Here is a 20,302-nt window from a genome sequence, read left to right as displayed (position 1 = left end):
GTCTCGCCGGCTCGTTTCGGTGTGTCGCGGGCGCCCGCGCACCGGTTCTCCTATCGTCATCCGAATGCGCCAGTACTCGCCGGATCTGACCCCTCCGTGGAAGAAGCAGAAGCCCGTGCCGGAGGTCCCGGCCGAGCCCGGTCTCGTGGTCGAGGAGCCGGGCACCGGTTTCTGCGGCGCGGTGATCCGCTGCGAGGCCGGGACGGTCACGCTGGAGGACCGCTTCGGCAAGCACCGCGTCTTCCCGCTGGAGCCGCGCGGCTTCCTGCTGGAGGGACGCGTGGTGACGCTGGTCCGTCCCGCCTCGGGCCCCGCACGCCCGACCCGTACGGCATCGGGGTCGGTGGCGGTACCGGGCGCCCGGGCCCGGGTGGCGCGCGCCGGACGCATCTACGTCGAGGGCCGCCACGACGCGGAGCTGGTCGAGAAGGTCTGGGGCGACGACCTGCGCATCGAGGGCGTGGTCGTGGAGTACCTGGAGGGCGTGGACGACCTTCCGTCGATCGTCGAGTCCTTCGCGCCCGGCCCGGACGCACGTCTGGGCGTCCTGGTGGACCACTTGGTGCCGGGTTCGAAGGAGTGGCGGATCGCGCAGTCGGTGACCAGCGAACACGCGCTGGTGGTGGGCCACCCGTACATCGACATCTGGGAGGCGGTGAAGCCGGCGGCCGTGGGCATCGCGGAGTGGCCACGCATCCCGCACGGACAGGACTGGAAGACGGGGGTGTGCCGGGAGCTGGGCTGGCGGGTGGCCAACACGGGCGAGGCCTGGCAGCGGATCCTGGGCTCGGTGCGCTCTTGGAAGGACCTGGAGCCGGAGTTGTTGGGGAGGGTGGAGGAGTTGATCGATTTCGTTACGGGTAGCGGTGGGGCCTGACGCCGGGGAAGGTTCCGAACTCGCCGGTGTCCAGCTCAACGCCCAGCATGTCCAGCGGTAGCGGCTCGCCGAACTTTGCGATGTGCTGCGTCCGGTAGTCGGCGTCTTCGCCCTTCCCCTCTGGCTTGGTCAACAGAACGCACTGCGCCATGATCGGATCGACGATGAGATAGGCAGGCACGTTGCCTGCGGCGTAGATCGAACGCTTGACGCCGTAGTCCCGGTGGACGCTGGTCTTGGAGACGACCTCGACGACCATTGTGATCAATTGGCACGGCAGCAAACGCCCCGAACCGGGCAGGACGCCACGTGCCACGACCACGAGGTCCGGAACCGGCTCGCTTGCCTCATCAACGAGGTCGACATCCTGGGTCTGGAGGGGATACCAGCGATCCAGCGGGATCTGCCGCTCTGTGAGCAGCACGATCAGGTTGTGCACCAGATCAGGGCTGGCCATCATCACGATTTCCCCCCGCAGAAGCTCCACTTTGAGTCCGTCGGGCGGCTCAAAACCCTCGAAGAACTCTGCGACTCCACGTTCGTCCACAGCGGTCATCTCCGTGGCCTCCACATTCGCCGCGTGCTGTAAGCGGCAGCCTACGAACCAGGTTAGGGACCGAACCGGCGTTCCGCACCGATTCACTCGCCCGAGCGATCAGTCCACCAAGTCCCGCACGACCGCATCCGCCAGCAGCCTCCCCCGCAGCGTCAGCACGGCCCGCCCCTCCTCGTACGGCCCTCGCTCCAGCAGCCCCTCCCCCAGCGCCCGCCGCGCAGCCGCAAGCCCCTCCATCCGCAACAGATCCAGCGGCACCCCCTCCCGAAGCCGCAGCTCCAGCAACACCCGTTCCACCCGCCGGTCCTCCTCCGACAGAAGCTCACGCCCCGCCGCAGGCGTACGCCCCGCCGCGAGCGCCCCCGCGTAGGCGCCCGGGTGCTTGACGTTCCACCACCGCACTCCGCCCACGTGGCTGTGGGCCCCCGGCCCGGCCCCCCACCAGTCGGCGCCCCGCCAGTACAGCTCGTTGTGCAGACACCGCCCGGCGTCCGAGGTGGCCCAGTTGGACACCTCGTACCACTCGAACCCGGCCCCCGACAGCACCTCGTCGGCGATCAGATAGCGGTCCGCGTGTACGTCGTCGTCCGTCATCGGGACCTCACCGCGCCGGATCCGCCGCGCGAGCTGCGTCCCCTCCTCGACGATCAGGGCGTAGGCCGACACGTGGTCCGGCCCGGCCCCGAGCGCCGCGTCCAGGGAGGCCCGCCAGTCGTCGTCGCTCTCCCCCGGCGTTCCGTAGATCAGATCGAGGTTGACGTGCTCGAACCCCGCCGACCGTGCCTCAGCCACGCACGCCTCGGGCCTTCCGGGTGTGTGCGTGCGGTCGAGGACCTTCAGCACGTGCTGCCGCGCGCTCTGCATCCCGAAGGAGACCCGGTTGAAGCCGCCCTCCCGCAGCGCCGCCAGATACGCGGGGTCGACGGACTCGGGGTTCGCCTCCGTCGTCACCTCCGCGTCGTCCGCGAGGCCGAACTCGTCGCGGATCGCGCCCAGCATCCGCACGAGATCACCGGCGGCGAGCAGCGTCGGCGTACCGCCCCCGACGAACACGGTCCGCACCTGCCGCGGGTCGTCCCCGAGGACCTTGCGGGCCAGCCGGATCTCGTCGATCAGCGTCTCGGCGTAGTTGTCCCGGGAGGCCAGCACCCCGCCGGTGCCGCGCAGCTCGGTCGCGGTGTAGGTGTTGAAGTCGCAGTAGCCGCAGCGGGTGGCGCAGTACGGGACGTGCAGATAGAACCCGAGGGGTCGCTCGGCCATCCCCAGTGCCTTAAGGGCCTGGGAGGTACCCCCATCGGCCAGGGCGTGGGCGGGCAGCGCCCCGTCCTCGGGTACGGGCTCACCATCGGGAAGTGCGGAAGGCATGCCTTCCATTGTCCAGCACCCACGAGAGGTCCCGCTCGGCCCTGCCCCCGGCCTTCCTCAGGTCGGTCCTGTCCTCCCTGGTCAGCCCTACTGGGTCCTGCTCGGCGGCCTGGCTCTGCCCTCCTCGGTCCTCTCGTTCCGCCCTGCCCGGCCCTACTCGGCCTGCAGCACCAGCAGCGCCAGATCGTCCTCCGGGGGCTGCTCCCCGAACTCGTGCACCAGTCTCCGGATGCGCTCCGCGATCAGTTCCGCGTCGAGCCCGGCGCAGCCGGCGAGCGCCGCGGCCAGTCCGTCCCCGTCGTCGAACTGCCGGTTCTCGCAGCGTCGTTCGGTCACCCCGTCGGTGACGCAGAGCAGGCTGTCGCCGGTCCGCAGCTCGAACGTCTCGCAGGTGTATCCGGGGTCCTCCATGACCCCGAGCAGCACCTGTGGCTGGGCCACCGCCCGTACGCCGCCGTCGGGGCTCATCAGCAGGGGCAGCGGATGACCGGCCGAGGCGAGGGTGCAGCGCACTCCGCCGTCGAAGGGTTCGAGCTCGCCGTAGAGGAGGGACAGGAAACGGGTCTGCGGCCCGTCCACGGGCACGGCCAGCTCGCCCGCCCCCGCCCTGACCAGTGCCCGCGCGGCGGCGTCCGAGGCCTCCGTGGCATCGTCGAGGAGGAGCTGGTTCAGCCGGTCCAGTACGTCGGCCACGTGGTAGCCCTCGCGGGCGAGCAGCCGCAGCCAGGGCCGGGCCAGACCGATCACGACCGCCGCCTCGGGCCCCTTGCCCTGGACGTCCCCGACCGCGAAGCACCAGCGCCCGTGCCCGGCCGGGAACAGGTCGTAGAAGTCACCGCTCGGTCCGCCCTTGTCGCACGGCTCGTACACCAGCGCACTGCGCACTCCCGGTATCTCGGCGACCGCCCCGGGCAGCAGTCCGCGCTGCAGCACCCGGCTGATGGTGGCCTGGCGCGCGTACTGCCGGGCCGCGCCGATGGCCAGCGCCACCCGGCGGCTGAAGTCCTCCACGAGCCCGGTGACCTCGTCCGGGAAGCGCGGCAGTCCGGCCCGCCCGATGACGAGGGTGCCCAGCGGCCGGCCGCCGGCGATCAGCCGGTACGCCAGCGCCGTACCCTGCACGTCCCGGGCCCCCGGCGCCGTACCCGGCCACGGCACGGGCACGGCGCCGGAGCGGGCGGTCTCGGGCAGCCGGGGCGGGTCCTTCTCCAGCGCCCGCCGCAGTTCTTCGATGCGGTTCTCGCTGCCGTGCCAGACCCGGGCCAGGCGCGGCCCGACGGCGATGCCCCGGTCGGCGGCACCCCAGCCCGCGCGCCCGCTGACCTCGTCCTCCAGCCAGACCGCGCACCAGTCGGCGAGCCGGGGCACCAGCAGCTGTCCGGCGAGGGCGGCGACCAGGTCCTCGTCGAGCTGTCCGGCGAGCAGGTCGGAAGCCTCGGCCAGGAAGGACAGGGCACCGCGGTTGTGCCAGTCCTGGTCCTGCGTGCTGCGCCTGGGCGCCGGCGCGAGGGACCCGTCCGCCGCGAGCGCGGTGCCGGTGCCCGCGCCGGCGTGCGGGACGGTATTCGGGTCGGCGCAGGGGGCGGTATGCGGGTCGGCGTACGGGGAAGCATGCGGACCGGCGTACGGGCCGGTCGCCAGGTCTGTGGGCGGCAGCCCGGTCCGCAGGTCGGCGGACGGCAGCCCGGTCCGCAGGTCGGCGGACGGCAGCCCGGTCCGCAGGTCGGCGGGCGGCGACCCGGTCCGCGGATCGGCGGGCGGCGGCCCGGTCCGCGGGTCGACGGGCAGGCCTGGCCGCGGATCGGCGTCCGCTGTCGGCGGTACCGCCGCGTAGGCCGTCCGTTCGTCCACGACGTCGTCCATGACGTTGCTCATGACGTTGTCCACGACGTCGTCCATGAGGGCGATGGCCCCGCCGACGGGCAGCCTGGCCCACACCGTCTTGCTGCCGGGCCGGTAGGTGATCCCCCATGAGTCGGCGAGCGCGGCGACGAGCCGCAGTCCGCGGCCGTACTCGGCGCTGTCGTAAGGGCCGGCCTCGTCCCGCACGGTGCGTGAGGGGTGGTGGTCGCAGACCTCGATGACCAGTAGTTCGTCCTCGTCGAGCCGGCACTGCAACTCGATGTCCGTGCCGGCGTGGACGACGGCGTTGGTCACCAGTTCGCTGACCACGACGACGGCGTCGGCGGCGAGGAGGCCACCGAGGCCCTCGATGCCGAGTTCGGTCCAGTCGGCCAGCGCGGCCCGCAGGAAACGGCGGGCCGCGGACGGGGCGAGCGGTGTGCCCGGCAGCGAGGTGCGGACCGTGGTGGGCAGGCCCGCCCGCGCGGAGACCCGTTGCATAGGAATGGCCCCCACTGTGCGGCTCCCTGAGCAGTTCGGACAAAGACGCCTCAGGCGACACGGCCAGGGTGACAGACTGGCCGCGCCCATAAGCGCCGAGTTACCGAAGTGGGCCCTCATGAGTGAGAACAGTGCTACGCAAGTGCTCGAAGACGGACAGATTCGGGCATCAGATCTGCGTCCTCTGCTCGCCGCCATGACAGCCGCCAGGGACGGCGATTTCGCCAAGGTGCCGGAGGCGGGTCACGGCCTGGTGGCCGAGCTGAACGCGGTCTTCAACCAGATCGTGGACCGCAGCACCCATTTCAACACGGAAGTGCAGCGCGTACGGCGGGAGTTGGTGCGCCACGGGCGGCTGGACGAACGGGTCTCGGCCAGCCCCGGACAGGGCGCCTGGGCCTCCCGGGTCCACGAGGTGAACCAGATCCTGGACGCGCTGGTGGCTCCCGCCGCCAACGCCACCCGGGTGCTGGACGCCGTCGCGGGCGGCGACCTCACCCAGCGGGTCGATCTCCACGACGGCAACCGGCAGTTGCGCGGTGATCTGCGCCGGCTGGGCCGGGCCGTGAACAAGATGGTCGACCAGCTGTCGCTGTTCACCGGCGAGGTGACCCGGGTGGCCCGCGAGGTCGGCACCGAGGGACGGCTCGGCGGCCGGGCCAAGGTGCAGGGTTTGTCGGGGAGTTGGCGGGACGTCACCGAGGCGGTCAACACGATGGCGTCCCGGCTGACCGCGCAGGTTCGGGACATCGCAGTGGTCACCACGGCGGTGGCGCGCGGCGATCTGACCCGCACGGTGACGGTCGAGGCGACCGGTGAGCTGCTCGAACTGAAGCTGACCGTGAACACGATGGTCGACCAGCTCTCCGCCTTCGCCGACGAGGTGACGAGGGTGGCCCGCGAGGTCGGCACCGAGGGGCAGTTGGGCGGCCGGGCGCAGGTCCGCGGGGTCTCCGGTGTGTGGAAGGGCCTCACGGACAACGTCAATTTCATGGCGTCGAACCTGACGTCGCAGGTCCGCAACATCGCCCAGGTCACCACGGCGGTCGCCAACGGTGATCTGAGCCAGAAGATCACGGTGGACGCCCAGGGCGAGATCCTCCAGCTGAAGTCGACGATCAACACGATGGTCGACCAGCTCTCCGCCTTCGCCGACGAGGTCACCCGCGTGGCCCGCGAGGTCGGCACCGAAGGCAACCTCGGCGGCCGGGCCCAGGTCCGCGGGGTGTCCGGGGTGTGGAAGGACCTCACCGACAACGTCAACTTCATGGCGGACAACCTCACTTCGCAGGTCCGCAACATCGCGCTGGTGTCGACGGCGGTGGCACAGGGCGACCTCGGCAAGAAGATCACGGTCGAGGCGAAGGGAGAGATCCTGGAACTGAAGTCGACGATCAACACGATGGTCGACCAGCTCTCCGCCTTCGCCGACGAGGTGACCAGGGTGGCCCGCGAGGTCGGCACCGAGGGGAACCTGGGCGGTCAGGCGCAGGTCCGCGGGGTGTCGGGCGTCTGGAAGGAGCTGACGGACAACGTCAACTTCATGGCGCTGAACCTGACGTCTCAGGTGCGGAACATCGCGCAGGTCACCACGGCCGTCGCCAACGGCGACCTCTCCAAGAAGATCACGGTCGACGCCCGGGGCGAGATCCTCGAACTCAAGGACACCGTCAACACGATGGTGGAGCAGCTGCGCGCCTTCGCCGACGAGGTCACGAGGGTGGCCCGCGAGGTCGGCACCGACGGCCGGCTGGGCGGCCGGGCCCAGGTGCTCGGCGTGTCCGGCGTCTGGCGGGACCTCACCGACAACGTCAACTACATGGCGGACAACCTCACTTCGCAGGTGCGGAACATCGCCCAGGTGGCCACCGCCGTCGCGCAGGGCGACCTGTCCAAGAAGATCGACGTGGACGCCCGCGGCGAGATCCTCGAACTGAAGACGACGATCAACACGATGGTCGACACGCTCTCGTCCTTCTCCTCCGAGGTCACCCGGGTCGCCCGCGAGGTGGGCTCCGAGGGCCAACTCGGCGGCCAGGCACGGGTGGAGGGCGTCTACGGCACCTGGAAGCGCCTGACGACGAACGTGAACGAGCTGGCGCTCAACCTGACCACGCAGGTCCGCGCGATCGCCGAGGTGGCCTCCGCGGTGGCACAGGGCGACATGTCCCGCTCGATCACGGTGGAGGCGCGTGGCGAGGTCGCGGAGCTGAAGGACAACATCAACCTGATGGTGGCCAACCTCCGGGAGACCACCCGGGCGAAGGACTGGCTGGAGTCGAACCTGGCGCGGCTCGCCGCGCTGATGCAGGGGCACCGCGATCTGATGGAGGTCGCCGACCTGATCCTGCGGGAGCTGACGCCGCTGGTGAACGCGCAGTACGGCGCGTTCTACCTGGCCGACCCGGACGAGGACAGCGCGGCACTCGGGGCACCCGTGCCCACAAAGGGTCTCGCGTTCATCGCCGGTTACGGCGCGGCGCAGGGCGCGACGGTGGAGACCGGCGGGCTTCCGGTGCACGGACTGGTCGCGCAGGCGGCCCGCGAGAAGAAGCGGATCCTCGTCGACGAGGCCCCACCGGACTACATAAAGATCAACTCGGGTCTGGGTGAGGCCGCGCCGGCCAGTGTCGTCATCATCCCGATCCTCTTCGAGGACAAGCTGCTCGGTGTGGTGGAGCTGGCCTCGTTCTCCCGCTTCTCCGATGTCCACCTGGCGTTCTTCGACCAGTTCGTGAACACCATCGGCGTCGCGATCAACACCATCATCGCCAACTCCCGCACCGAGTCCCTGCTCGGCGAGTCCCAGCGCCTGGCCACCCAGCTCCAGGAACGCTCGGACGAACTCCAGCGCCAGCAGGCGGAGTTGCAGCGCTCCAACGCCGAACTGGAGGAGAAGGCCGCGCTGCTCGCCACCTCCTCCCAGTACAAGTCGGAGTTCCTCGCGAACATGTCGCACGAACTGCGCACCCCGCTGAACTCCCTCCTCATCCTGGCCCGGCTGCTCTCCGACAACCCGGACGGCCATCTCACCGACCAGGAGGTCCAGTTCGCCACGACGATCCACCGCTCGGGCTCGGACCTGCTCCAGCTGATCAACGACATCCTCGACCTGTCGAAGATCGAGGCAGGCCGGATGGACGTCCGCCCGAAGAGGCTCCCCCTGATCAAGCTGCTCGACTACGTCCACGCCACTTTCCGCCCCATCACCCTGGACCGGGGGCTCGCCTTCGAGGTGACGGTCGGCGACGGCGTACCGCGCGAGATGTACTCGGACGAGCAGCGACTCCAGCAGATCCTGCGCAACCTGCTCTCCAACGCGATCAAGTTCACCGCCACGGGCCGGGTCGAGCTGACCGTGGACCTGGTGCAGGACCCCGAACACGGCTACGGCCGCGAGGACGGCGAGGACGTGATCGCGTTCGCGGTCTCCGACACCGGTATCGGTATAGCGCCGGAGAAACTCCCGGTGATCTTCGAGGCGTTCCAGCAGGCCGACGGCACCACCAACCGCAAGTACGGCGGTACGGGACTCGGCCTGTCCATCAGCCGGGAGATCGCGGGGCTGCTCGGCGGCAGGATCATCGCCGAGAGCGTGCCCGGCAAGGGGTCCACCTTCACCCTGTACGTACCGGTCGTCAGCCCCGGCCACACGGCGGCCGGCCCGGCGGCGGAGGACCGCCCGGCGCTGATATCGCAGCAGCCGTCCGCCGCCGACCCGGTCACCGCGCACGACACGGACGACAGCTGGCCCGCACCCACCAAACTGGAGGCGTGGCAGTCCGGCCGGGCGGGTCAGGTCCTGCCCGGCCGCCGGGTGCTGATCGTCGACGACGACATCCGCAACGTCTTCGCCCTCACCCATGTCCTGGGCCGGGTCGGCATGCCCGTCCTGTACGCGGAGAACGGGCGGGAGGGCATCGAGACCCTGGAGTGCAACCCCGACGTGGAACTCGTCCTGATGGACATCATGATGCCGGAAATGGACGGTTACGAGACCATCGCCGCGATCCGCCGGACCCCGCGTTGGGCGGGGCTGCCCATAGTCGCGCTGACCGCGAAGGCGATGCCCGGCGACCGTGAGAAGTCCATAGCGCGGGGCGCCAACGACTACGTGCCGAAGCCGGTGGACGTCGACCAGTTGCTCACCGTCGTCTGTGCCCTGCTGGACCCCGAGGGGGCCAAGGACCCGAGTGAGGCACGACCGAATGAGGCGTCACCATGAGCAGTGAGTTCACCGACGACCACGCCGGCATCCTCCTGGTGGACGACATGGAGGACAACCTGACCGCGCTGGAGGCCGTCCTCGCGTCACTGAACGAGCCGCTGGTCCGCGCGCGTTCGGGCGAGGAGGCGATGAAGGCGCTGCTGCGCCGGAAGTTCGCCGTCGTCCTGCTGGACATCCGCATGCCGGGCATGGACGGCTTCGAGACCGCCGCCAACATCAAACGGCTCGACCAGACCAGGGACGTCCCCATCATCTTCCTGACGGGCACGGACGCCGACGCGGGCTACGCCTTCCGCGGCTACGCCACCGGCGCCGCCGACTATCTGACCAAGCCCTTCGACCCGTGGATATTGCGCGCCAAGGTCAGTGTCTTCCTCGACCTGCACCGCAAGAACCAGCAACTTCAGCGCCTGCTGGCCCGCGAACTGAAACAGTTCGACGAACTCGCCGACCGCCTGACCGCGATCGAGGCCCACATGGCCGCCGGCAGCCACAGCGACATCCTCGAACTGCGCCACCACGTACGGCACATGGAGGACCTACTGCAGGAGATGCGCCAGGGGCGAAGCCGCTGAAGGCCCCGCCCCGGCTCACTACGGGGTGTGGGACACCGCCCTGTCCCGCCCAACTCTTGCGTGTACCGTGCTCAGTCCTCGATGTACCGGACGACGACGCACAGTTCGGTGCCGCGTTCGGTCCGCCAACTCACCTCGTCCCCGACCTCACGCCACATAAGCGCCTTACCCAACGCGGAGTTGGGACTCAAGCGTTCCGCCTCGCCACCAGCGATCATCGCGATCTCGTACGTCGTGATGCCCGGCTCGTCCGGGTCCTCGACGCCGACGAGACAGCCTGGCACCACCACCGCTCCACCTGACAGGGACGAATCAGGGATCACCTGATCGAGCACCGCACGCAGAAAACGCCGCCGGTCGTGCAGGGCTTCACGGCGCCTTTCATGGTCGGCGAGTTGCGCCTGTCTGGAGGACGAATCGACGGCCACCACCTCGGGAACCGGCTGGTCCAACGCGTCCTGCACGCGTTGGAGCTCACGCTGCACACGGCGGTGGGCAGCGACGGTGAGCCGGTCGACGCGAACCCGAACGGGCGACGAGACACCGCCGAGTCGTACGGATCCAGCGGAAGCCGACGATGTGGAAGGAGCGACCGCTCGGGCGCCCCGAACCGGCTCACCTTGCCGGGGAGAAGGAACTTTCTCCAGCGTCTGGTCGGTCACCTTCTGCGCACGCAGCAGTTCGGTCGTACGGCCGTCCGGAGCGTCGGACGAACCCGAGGCGTGATAACGAGCCAGCCCAACCTGGCCCCCGTCTCCCAGCACAGGGACATCCACACGCCCGATCGCGGCCCGGATCATGGCCTGCACCTCCGCGTGGGCGACCCGCACAACGGCCTGTCCCGCGCGCAATACGTCCACTACGTCGGCACCCGGGAAGCCCGGAGCTCCAGCTCCGCTGAGGAATCGTGCGGCGCCCGGCACACTCCCCCGCATGCTGAAAGCGTGTTGAGCAGCGTTGACTTCGTCACGGTGCAGATACGTCACGGACACGAACCCCGACTGCGCCTCGTTCGCCCCTGCGTCGGACGCGAACCGCCTGCCTCGTCCGGCCCGCGCCCCGCCTCGCACAGTCGTCTGCGCCGTGGTGTGCCCAACTGCCGAGACGCTGTCGCTCCCGGAGGCCCGCGCCACTCGCTCCTGCGACATGTTGCGCGGTCCGACGCCCGGCGCGGCGAGGTCCGAGTCAGCAACGGCGAAGTCTCGATGGGAAGCGTCGTCTTCTGCGGATGCGGCAGATGCATCCGGCTCACCCTCATCGGCGGTGGGTCGATCACCGCACTGGGTAGCTGAGCCCGTCGACCGCTGCCCCGCCGCTTCGATACCGAGCCGGTCAATCTCCGCCCACAACGGCTCAAGCGCCTGCTCCGGGTCGAAGAAGAAGCGGCTGCCCCGGATCCTCACGAACGTCCACCCGACTCGTTCCAGTTCACGCTGACGAGCGGCATCGGCGTCGGCGTTCTCTTCGGTGTGGAAGGCGTCGCCGTCGCACTCCACGGCCAGACGCTTCGTGCCGCCCTCGACGACGAGGTCGATGCGGTAACGGCCGGCCCGGTACTGCGGTCGCACCCGGTAACCTCTGGCCCTCAGCGCCAGGTACACGCGCTGCTCGAAGAGACTGTCGAAGTCCTTGTGCGGAACGTCGGGCCGGACTTCGCCCAGTTCGCCACCGACGCGTTCTTCGGCCGGACGCGAGAACCAGTCCAAATAAGCTCGCCGTAGATCGGTCTCGCCCAGCTCAGTGAGGGTCACGCTGTGGAAGAGCCACACCTGGTCGCGGGCCCGAGAAGCGGCCACGTTGATGTGCTGTCTGTACAGGGAACTGCTGTAGGGACCGATGCGGCGCGGCCCGTCCGGGCCCGTGAGCGATACGACGAGGCTGACGAAGATGACATCACGTTCGTCGCCCTGGAACTCCTCCGCGTTGCCGACGCGCAGGCGTCGCCGCTGTCGCTCGTCAAGCCGGATCCTGTCGGCCAGCAGATCCTCTATCAGCAACTTCTGGCCCGCGCCGAGCAGCGTGATCACGCCCATGGTGCGTCCGGCGTAAGCGGGGTCCGCGATACATCGGGCGACCTCATCCACCAGCCGTTCCGCTTCGGGCCGGTTGACCTGTTTCTGACCGCTTCCGTCGACGTAGCCGTCGGCCACATGGACGGATCGCAACGGCGGCAGCCGGTCGGCACCGTACTGCCGCAGCGGCTGGAGCCGGCCGCCGTAGCACAACTCGTTGGAGAAGCCGATGATCTCCGGCATGCAGCGGAAGTGCTCCTGGAGCATCAGCCGGCCACGACCACCCGCGAGACCGGACGCGATGTCGAAGAGGCTGGCAGTCGGCGTGAACAGGTTACGGCGGGCGGCGGGCAACTCGCCGAGCAGTCGCCGTTGCAGCGCGAACTGTTCGTCGTGGTCCACCCCCACCTGGGCTGGGCTGACCTGCTGGTCGTCGCCGACGACGATCACTTTCGCGCCCAGCCAGGCGATCAGCAATGCTTCGGGGCCGGACTGGCTCGCCTCGTCGATGATCACGACATCGAAGCGCCCGGCCCGGTCCATCGGTACCGTCTCGGTCACCTGGTGCAGTGGCATGATCCAGGCGGGCACAGCCTCCTGGCTGGCCAGGAGGCTCTCCCGGGCCTGTCTTCGATAGGTGGCCGCGTATTTGCCCGTGCCTTTGCCGAGCTTGCGCACGTTCTGCTGGTACGAGGTGAGAGCCACAGCCTGGTCGTCCGTGAGCCGGGACAGGCAGCTGAACCATGCCTTGTCGGCGGCCAGCCGCTCCAGGCTGATGCGCATCGTGGCATCGGCTTCGGCGAGCCGTCGCAACTGTCCGGCCTCGGCTTCCGAGTCCGTCAGCTCCTTCATACGGGCATTCCATGCGGACCACGACCAGGCGGCCTCGAACTCCGGCAGGCGCGTCTTCCACACGGGATCCTGCGGTGCGGACTCCAGCTCGTCGGCCACGTCAGGGAGTACGGCCGCAACCAGGCGGTAGGCATCGTCGCACGCCTTCTTGCGCACCAGCGCCTCACGCAGGTCGTCCACCTCGCCCACCGCGACGCCGTACGCATCCGCATCGCGTGCCTCGGCCGCGGCGCGGGCCCGCTCCACGGACACCGATGCGCCTCTTCGGTGCGCCGCTGCGCGTAGCACGCCGAGGGCTTCGTCGATCAAGGCGCGGGGGCGGTCGGCGGCTCGGCGTGCCGTCCGGGCCCGCAGCACGCGGCGGACGGTGCTCGCCTCTTCGCGCTCCCCCCAGTCGACACCCGCCAGTCCGGGGGCCGCCGCGGCCGCCAGGACAACCTCCTGGCGCAGATCGGCGAGGGTGATCAGGGTGGTGAGCAGGGCGAGATCCTGGCGCAGCCGGGCGATGCGGGGGTCCGTTGCCTGCCATGCCTCGGCGCCGTCGCCCCACGCGCGTTCGACGTCCTGGAGGTGGCGCTCCAGGGTGACCCGGTGAACAACTGCGGTCGCGGCCGTCTCCGTCTCCACACTGCGCCCGTCGACTCGCACCGTCTCCGGAAAGTCTCCGACGGCCTTGCGCAGCTTGGTCTTCAGACCCAGCGCCCCGCGCAGTTTCTCACCGGCCGCGAGCCCGTCACGCAACGTGGTGGCGAGGCCGAGCGCTGTGGGCACGTCATACGACTCCACACCGGTGACGAGCGTGAGGCCGAGCGCGCTCACCGCTTCCTGGATGGCGGCAAGAGCAGCAGTGGTGCGCTCGTGACGGCTCCGCACCCCGAGGTCCTGACCGAGGAGCACGTCATGGCGCAGACCGGCGGCCCAACCGGCCGGTGCGGCGGCGGCCGACGCGGCGGCCATGAAGTGGTCGAGTGCTGCGGCCAGTCTGTCCTGTTGCGCGACGGTCAGGGCGGAGACCGCGTCGTCGATGCGTGAGACGGATCCGTCCTCCCTCAGCGCCGCGAGGTCGGCCTCCGCGGCACGGATCGTCTCGACAGCCTCGGCGAATTCGGCACCGGACGGCAGTTGTCCCGGCTCAGGCAGGGCGGCGCTCACGGTGGCGGCAAGGCTTCGGTGGCGGTCGGTGAAGGCCAGTGCGGCGCGGTGCAGGCGGAGCAGGACGTCGGCATCGAGGGTGGGGGCACTCGCGGGGACGACGCCGATCCAGTCGAACCGCGGCCGTTCGTCGGCGAGACGACCGGCGATCCGGACCAGGGTGCCCTCGTAGTCCCCGATCTCGGCCGGGTGGTGGTAGCTCTCCTGTTCGCGCAGCGCGCGCAGGTCTTTCAGGGCGAGCGCCTGGGCGGATCGCGCGGACCTGAGCCGTTCTTCGTGCTCCTTGATCCGCCTGCGGTAGGCACGTGGTGAGAAGTCGCCTTGGCGGTCGAGGATGGCCTTGACCGACTGCTCCAGTTCCTGCTGTCCGGCTCCGTCGTCGGTGCGGCTGACGCACAACTCACGGACAGTGTCCGGGAGTTTGTCCCTCAGGACTTTGAGAGCGCGGGCTGTGTGGCTGGTGATCAGGACGCGGTTGCCATGAGCGAGGAGGTCGGTGACCAAGTTGGCGATGGTGTGAGTCTTGCCGGTGCCGGGCGGCCCCTGGACCACCACGAGGTCGCGGTCGCGCAGCCGTTCGGCAATAGTGCGCTGTTCGTCGTTGGAAGGCAGGGCGAAGTACAACTCCGGTGACTGGCCGGAGGCTTCGGAGCTGTCCGGTTCGCCCAACGGACGGTCGCCGCCCGCGCCGGCGATGGCCCGCAGCAGGGAGGTGGGCTCGGCCCCCTGCTCGATACTCAGGGCGATGCTGCGCAGTGCCTCGAGCATGCTGCGCCGGGTGCGTTGTCTGAGGAGAAGCACCGGCGCGAAACCGACTACAGGCACGGCGGGGTCCCCCGTCGGGCGCTGCCGTGTCGGCGACGGGTCGTAGCGGCCGGCTTGGTGGGCCGCGAAAGTCCACGTCGTCAAGGCCCGGTGCAGTTGGTCGGCGTCCGCCGGGTTCGTGGTGTCTCCGGCGGCTTCCAGCTCTTCGCGGACCCGGGCGCGGATGTCGGCACGCGCCTTTTGCCCGGCGTCGAGCATGGACTCCTCCAGGACTGGGCTGCCGTGCTCCGGATCGGGCCCCACGGTGATCGCACCCGTATCGGGGTCGATGGCCATGACTGCGCGGCAGGTGACAAGGTGGCGACGGACCACCTCGTCCTGCGCCGACCAGCTCAAGTAGCCGAAGCCCACTACAAGTTCGAAGCTTTCGCCGAGTTCTGAGGCGTCCAGACACATGCGGTAGAGCCGGTCATAGGCACGCACGACGGGCTTCATGGCCCGGTCGCGGGTAGCCCATGTCTCCCACTGGCGGGCCCAGTGACGGTACTGGTCGCGCACGTGGTCGTGCTGGGGTGATTCGGCGAGAGTGACTGTGACGCTGGAAGTGCGCGAACTGCCGTCGGGGGAAACCTCGTCAACAGGGAGGTCCGCCTGGGGCCGAAGTCCGGGTGCGGTCTCGCTCGTCGAGTCGTGGATCTCCGCGCTGCTCAGCCAGTGGGCGAGCGGAAAAGGCGGCACGGGCGGATCGTGCCTGAGTGGCCGGTCGGCGTGCAGCCACAAAGGAACGTCACCCGGGACGATTTCGGTGAGGAAGCAGCTGAACCGTTCCGGCAGATCGGCGAACCACACCTGGTGCCTGGCGTCGTCGTGCGTCCTGACTGGTTTGGTGCGGCTCTCGCCCACTTCCGCGAGATAGCGGAAGACATGGCGAACGACATCGTCGGGCGTCGCGGCAGGGACAGGCACGAGCACCTCGCTGAGCTGGCGGGGCCGATACACGAAGAAGAGTGTGCGCATCCTATGGTGCGCCTCTGACACTCGCGACCCTTCGACCCATTTCGCCACTCAGGCAGACAGCTCCGACATGCGGCGGCCCCGGAGTGCCAACTGCCCTCCGGGGCCGCGCAGCAAGTACGCGCTACTTCTCCCGCGCCCCGTCGTACATCTCGTCGATCAGGTGCTGGTACTCCTTCGCGACCACCGGGCGCTTCAGCTTCAGGCTGGGGGTCAGTTCGCCGTGCTCCACGTCGAGGTCGCGGGGCAGGAGCTTGAACTTCTTGACGGTCTGCCAGCGCTGGAGGCCCTCGTTGAGCCGCTTGACGTAGCCGTCGATGAGTTCGACCGTGGCCGGGGCCGCGACGACCTCGGCGTAGGACTTGCCCTCCAGGCCGTTGTCCTTGGCCCAGCCCATGATGGACGGCTCGTCGAGGGCGATGAGGGCGCTGCAGAAGTTCCGGTCGGCGCCGATCACCATGATGTTGGACGTGAACGGGCACAGGGCCTTGAACTGGCCCTCGATCTCGGTCGGTGCGATGTACTTGCCGCCCGAGGTCTTGAACAGGTCCTTCTTGCGGTCGGTGATGCGCAGATAGCCGTCGGGGGACAGCTCGCCGATGTCCCCGGTGTGGAACCAGCCGTCGGGCTCCAGGACTTCGGCGGTCTTCTCCGGCAGCCCGTGGTAGCCCTCCATGATTCCGGGGCCGCGCAGCAGGATCTCGCCGTCGTCCGCGATGCGCACCTCGCAGCCGGGCAGCGGCTTGCCGACGGTGCCCGTGCGGTAGGCCTCTCCGGGGTTCACGAAGGAGGCGGCCGAGGACTCCGTGAGGCCGTAGCCCTCCAGGATGTGGATACCGGCGCCGGAGAAGAAGAAGCCGATCTCGGGGGCCAGCGCGACCGACCCGGAGATACAGGCGCGCAGCCGGCCGCCGAAGGCCTCGCGGAGCTTGGAGTAGACGAGCGCGTCGGCGACCTTGTGCTTGGCGGACAGACCGAACGGCGCCGAGGCGGTGCCGGTGCGGCGGAAGTTGTCCTGGGTGACCTTGGCGTACTCGCGGGCGACTGCGGCCGCCCACTGGAAGATCTTGTACTTGGCCGGGCCCCCGGCCCGCGCCTTGGCCGCGACACCGTTGTAGACCTTCTCGAAGATGCGCGGGACGGCCGCCATGTAGGTCGGCTGCACCACGGGCAGATTCTCGATGATCTTGTCGACCCGGCCGTCGACCGCCGTGACGTGTCCGACCTCGATCTGGCCGGAGGTGAGCACCTTGCCGAAGACGTGCGCGAGCGGCAGCCACAGGTACTGCACGTCCTCGGCACTGATCAGACCTGTCGCGGCGATGGCCTTCGCCATGTACGACCAGTTGTCGTGCGGCAGACGCACACCTTTGGGGCGGCCGGTGGTGCCGGAGGTGTAGATGAGGGTGGCGAGCTGGTCGGAGGTGATCGCACCGACCTTCTTCTTGATCAGGTCGGGGTTCTTCTCCAGGTACGCGGCGCCCCGTTGCTCCAGATCGGCGAGGGTGAGTACCCAGTCGTTCGTCTCCACGCCCGCCGGGTCGATCACCACGACGTGCGTGAGCTCCGGCAGCTCGGCCCGCTTCTCGACCGCCTTCGCGACCTGGACCGCGTCCTCCGCGATCAGCACCTTGCTGCCGGAGTCGCTGAGGATGTACGCCGACTCCTCGGCGTTGGTCGACGGATAGACGGTGGTGGTGGCCGCGCCCGCGCACAGGATGCCCAGGTCGGCGAGGACCCACTCGACCCGGGTGGACGAGGCGAGCGCCACCCGCTGCTCCGGCTCCACACCCAGCTCGATGAGCCCGGCCGCGATCGTGTAGACCCGGTCGGCGGCTTCGGCCCAGCTCAGCGACTTCCAGTCGTCCGGCCCCTGGCCCGAGGCGGAAGGTACTGGGTAGCGGTAGGCCTCCGCATCCGGCGTGGCCGCCACACGCTCCAGGAACAGGGCCGCCACGGAGGGCGGACGGTTCTCGATCAAGGTCTGTGTGTCGCTCACGACATCCTCCGGGGCCCGCGACAGGTGTGCGGCTGGCTCTTTGCGACTGTTTCCGACGCGACTGTTTAACTCGTGAGTAACCCTCGAGTGGTGATCAGGGTAGAGGGCCACCGGCCGGTGCGTAAGGGGAAGCGTGCCCTCACTTTCTACCTCTGATCTTGCACAGTGCTCCCCGTTTACGGGGGAGGTGAATCACATCAACAACCTCGCAGCGCGGGACACCGCGGTATCACTCCGTAACACAATTGGTACGCTCAGTGCACCTTCGAGGGTGACAGTCAGGCTCCCGACGCCTTGCCGGGCCCCCAACGCCTTGAGCGCGTCTCGCACTTGTCCCGGCGGCCGCAAGAGTTGTCGCCGGGCGCATATGACCTGTCAAACTCCCGGAGCGTTCCGGCATAGGACCTCCCGGATTCATCCTGGAGAGAACCCCGAAGAGAGCAACCGCGAGAACGCAACACGCAGGGGCTCGCCGCACATGTGTGCGACGAGCCCCTGGTGTGCCGGACCCGACCGGTGTCCGACGCAGCGCGCTTCCGTCAGGCTTCGGCGGCTACTTCTTCCCCTTCGCCGACCCGCCCGAGTCGTCGCTGGACAGCACGGCGATGAAGGCTTCCTGCGGAACCTCCACAGAGCCCACCATCTTCATCCGCTTCTTGCCTTCCTTCTGCTTCTCCAGCAGCTTCCGCTTACGGGAGATGTCACCGCCGTAGCACTTGGCAAGGACGTCCTTGCGGATGGCGCGAATGGTCTCGCGGGCGATCACCCGGGAGCCGATGGCCGCCTGGACCGGCACCTCGAAGGCCTGCCGCGGGATCAGCTCCTTCAGCTTGGCGACGAGCCGCACCCCGTACGCGTACGCCTGGTCCTTGTGCGTGATCGCGGAGAAGGCGTCGACCTTGTCTCCGTGCAGCAGGATGTCCACCTTGACGAGGCTGGAGGTCTGCTCCCCGGTGGGCTCGTAGTCGAGGGAGGCGTAACCGCGGGTCTTGGACTTCAGCTGGTCGAAGAAGTCGAAGACGATCTCGGCGAGCGGCAGCGTGTAGCGGATCTCCACACGGTCCTCGGAGAGGTAGTCCATGCCGAGCAGCACACCGCGCCGGTTCTGGCACAGCTCCATGATCGAGCCGATGAACTCCGACGGCGCGAGGATGGTGGCGCGTACGACCGGCTCGTACACCTCCCCGATCTTCCCCTCCGGGAACTCGCTCGGGTTGGTGACGGTGTGCTCGCTGCCGTCCTCCATGACCACGCGGTAGACCACGTTGGGCGCGGTGGCGATCAGGTCGAGCCCGAACTCGCGCTCCAGCCGCTCCCGGATGACGTCCAGGTGCAGCAGCCCGAGGAAACCGACGCGGAAGCCGAAGCCGAGCGCGGCGGAGGTCTCCGGCTCGTAGACCAGCGCGGCGTCGTTGAGCTGGAGCTTGTCGAGGGCGTCGCGCAGCTCCGGATAGTCGGAGCCGTCCAGCGGATACAGACCGGAGAAGACCATGGGCTTGGGGTCCTTGTAGCCTCCGAGCGGCTCGGTCGCACCCTTGTTCAGGGTGGTGATGGTGTCACCGACCTTGGACTGCCGGACGTCCTTCACCCCGGTGATCAGATAGCCGACCTCGCCGACGCCGAGACCGTCGGCCGGGAGCATCTCCGGCGAGTTGGTGCCGATCTCCAGCAGCTCGTGGGTGGCGCCGGTGGACATCATCCGGATCCGCTCGCGCTTGTTGAGCTGTCCGTCGATGACTCGGACGTAGGTGACGACGCCCCGGTAGGAGTCATAGACCGAGTCGAAGATCATGGCGCGCGCGGGAGCGTCCTGGACCCCGACGGGGTGCGGGATCTCGGCCACGACCCGGTCGAGCAGCGCCTCGACACCGAGACCGGTCTTCGCGGAGACCTTCAGCACGTCGTCCGGGTCGCAGCCCACCAGATTGGCGAGCTCCTCGGAGAACTTCTCGGGCTGGGCGGCCGGCAGGTCGATCTTGTTGAGCACCGGGATGATCGTGAGGTCGTTCTCCATCGCCAGATAGAGGTTGGCGAGGGTCTGCGCCTCGATGCCCTGGGCGGCGTCGACGAGGAGGATGGTCCCCTCGCAGGCTGCGAGCGACCGCGAGACCTCGTAGGTGAAGTCGACGTGCCCGGGGGTGTCGATCATGTTGAGGATATGGGTCTGCCCCTGGCTGTCCCCGGTCGTCGGGGCCCAGGGCAGCCGCACCGCCTGGGACTTGATCGTGATGCCGCGCTCGCGCTCGATGTCCATGCGGTCGAGGTACTGGGCGCGCATCTGCCGCTGCTCGACCACACCGGTCAGCTGGAGCATCCGGTCGGCGAGCGTGGACTTGCCGTGGTCGATGTGCGCGATGATGCAGAAGTTGCGGATCAGAGCCGGGTCGGTACGGCTCGGCTCGGGCACATGGCTAGGGATCGCGGGCACGCAGGGTCCTGATTCTTGAGGCGTCCGCAGTGTCTGCGGTCTCGGGTCGGATCGTTACGCAGACTCCATCGTCCCACGGGCGGCGGGCTGCGACCGGTTTGGGCCGGTCGGGGCTTGACTGGTAGCCTGAACAGCT

Annotated in this window: 9 protein-coding genes; 3 read left to right on the top strand and 6 right to left on the bottom strand. The window is 69.0% G+C overall.

The genetic code is table 11. The features are described from left to right. The first annotated feature begins 64 nt into the window (after positions 1 to 64). A complete protein-coding gene (locus EF387_RS13330; protein WP_128376740.1) occupies positions 65 to 877 on the top strand; it encodes a DUF3097 domain-containing protein in 813 nt (270 codons plus the stop codon). On the opposite strand, the gene EF387_RS13325 is transcribed toward EF387_RS13330, so the two are convergent. The 3 genes from EF387_RS13325 to EF387_RS13315 all read right to left on the bottom strand — a co-directional run bounded on the left by EF387_RS13325 (position 855) and on the right by EF387_RS13315 (position 5,141). Continuing rightward, positions 855 to 1,433 (bottom strand): Uma2 family endonuclease, encoded by a 579-nt coding sequence (locus tag EF387_RS13325; protein ID WP_128376739.1) that lies wholly within the window; start codon positions 1,431 to 1,433, stop codon positions 855 to 857. The two genes, EF387_RS13330 and EF387_RS13325, sit on opposite strands and share 23 nt — an antisense overlap. A gap of 99 nt (positions 1,434 to 1,532) precedes the next feature. Next, a complete protein-coding gene (hemW, locus tag EF387_RS13320; RefSeq protein WP_128376738.1) occupies positions 1,533 to 2,798 on the bottom strand; it encodes a radical SAM family heme chaperone HemW in 1,266 nt (421 codons plus the stop codon). A gap of 153 nt (positions 2,799 to 2,951) precedes the next feature. Beyond that, positions 2,952 to 5,141 (bottom strand): SpoIIE family protein phosphatase, encoded by a 2,190-nt coding sequence (locus EF387_RS13315; protein ID WP_128376953.1) that lies wholly within the window; start codon positions 5,139 to 5,141, stop codon positions 2,952 to 2,954. A 196-nt stretch (positions 5,142 to 5,337) separates the two neighbouring features. Here EF387_RS13315 and EF387_RS13310 point away from each other — a divergent pair, with 196 nt between their 5' ends. After that, on the top strand, positions 5,338 to 9,366 hold the full coding sequence (locus EF387_RS13310; RefSeq protein ID WP_128376737.1) for a HAMP domain-containing protein: 4,029 nt from the start codon (positions 5,338 to 5,340) through the stop codon (positions 9,364 to 9,366). Further along, entirely contained in the window at positions 9,363 to 9,944 is a 582-nt protein-coding gene (locus EF387_RS13305; RefSeq protein ID WP_128376736.1) for a response regulator, read from the top strand. Before EF387_RS13310 ends, EF387_RS13305 begins: the two co-directional genes overlap by 4 nt. 71 nt (positions 9,945 to 10,015) lie before the next feature. On the opposite strand, the gene EF387_RS13300 is transcribed toward EF387_RS13305, so the two are convergent. The 3 genes from EF387_RS13300 to lepA all read right to left on the bottom strand — a co-directional run bounded on the left by EF387_RS13300 (position 10,016) and on the right by lepA (position 20,166). Beyond that, on the bottom strand, positions 10,016 to 15,691 hold the full coding sequence (locus EF387_RS13300; RefSeq protein ID WP_128376952.1) for an AAA domain-containing protein: 5,676 nt from the start codon (positions 15,689 to 15,691) through the stop codon (positions 10,016 to 10,018). A 172-nt stretch (positions 15,692 to 15,863) separates the two neighbouring features. After that, positions 15,864 to 17,738 carry an AMP-dependent synthetase/ligase gene (locus EF387_RS13295; RefSeq protein ID WP_128376735.1) on the bottom strand — a complete coding sequence of 625 codons (1,875 nt, stop codon included), beginning with the start codon at positions 17,736 to 17,738 and terminating at the stop codon, positions 15,864 to 15,866. 553 nt (positions 17,739 to 18,291) lie between these two features. After that, a complete protein-coding gene (gene lepA, locus EF387_RS13290; protein WP_128376734.1) occupies positions 18,292 to 20,166 on the bottom strand; it encodes a translation elongation factor 4 in 1,875 nt (624 codons plus the stop codon). Positions 20,167 to 20,302 lie beyond the last annotated feature (136 nt).

Source organism: Streptomyces cavernae (genome assembly GCF_004023625.1).
In the GTDB taxonomy this organism is placed as follows: domain Bacteria; phylum Actinomycetota; class Actinomycetes; order Streptomycetales; family Streptomycetaceae; genus Streptomyces; species Streptomyces cavernae.
Note: the sequence above shows the minus strand (reverse complement) of the source record. Positions and strands in the feature narration are given on the sequence as shown.

Coding starts and splice junctions, on each gene's coding strand:
- EF387_RS13330 (WP_128376740.1), top strand. CDS start 65: ATGCGCCAGTACTCGCCGGATCTGACCCCTCCGTGGAAGAAGCAGAAG.
- EF387_RS13325 (WP_128376739.1), bottom strand. CDS start 1,433: ATGACCGCTGTGGACGAACGTGGAGTCGCAGAGTTCTTCGAGGGTTTT.
- hemW (WP_128376738.1), bottom strand. CDS start 2,798: ATGCCTTCCGCACTTCCCGATGGTGAGCCCGTACCCGAGGACGGGGCG.
- EF387_RS13315 (WP_128376953.1), bottom strand. CDS start 5,141: ATGCAACGGGTCTCCGCGCGGGCGGGCCTGCCCACCACGGTCCGCACC.
- EF387_RS13310 (WP_128376737.1), top strand. CDS start 5,338: ATGACAGCCGCCAGGGACGGCGATTTCGCCAAGGTGCCGGAGGCGGGT.
- EF387_RS13305 (WP_128376736.1), top strand. CDS start 9,363: ATGAGCAGTGAGTTCACCGACGACCACGCCGGCATCCTCCTGGTGGAC.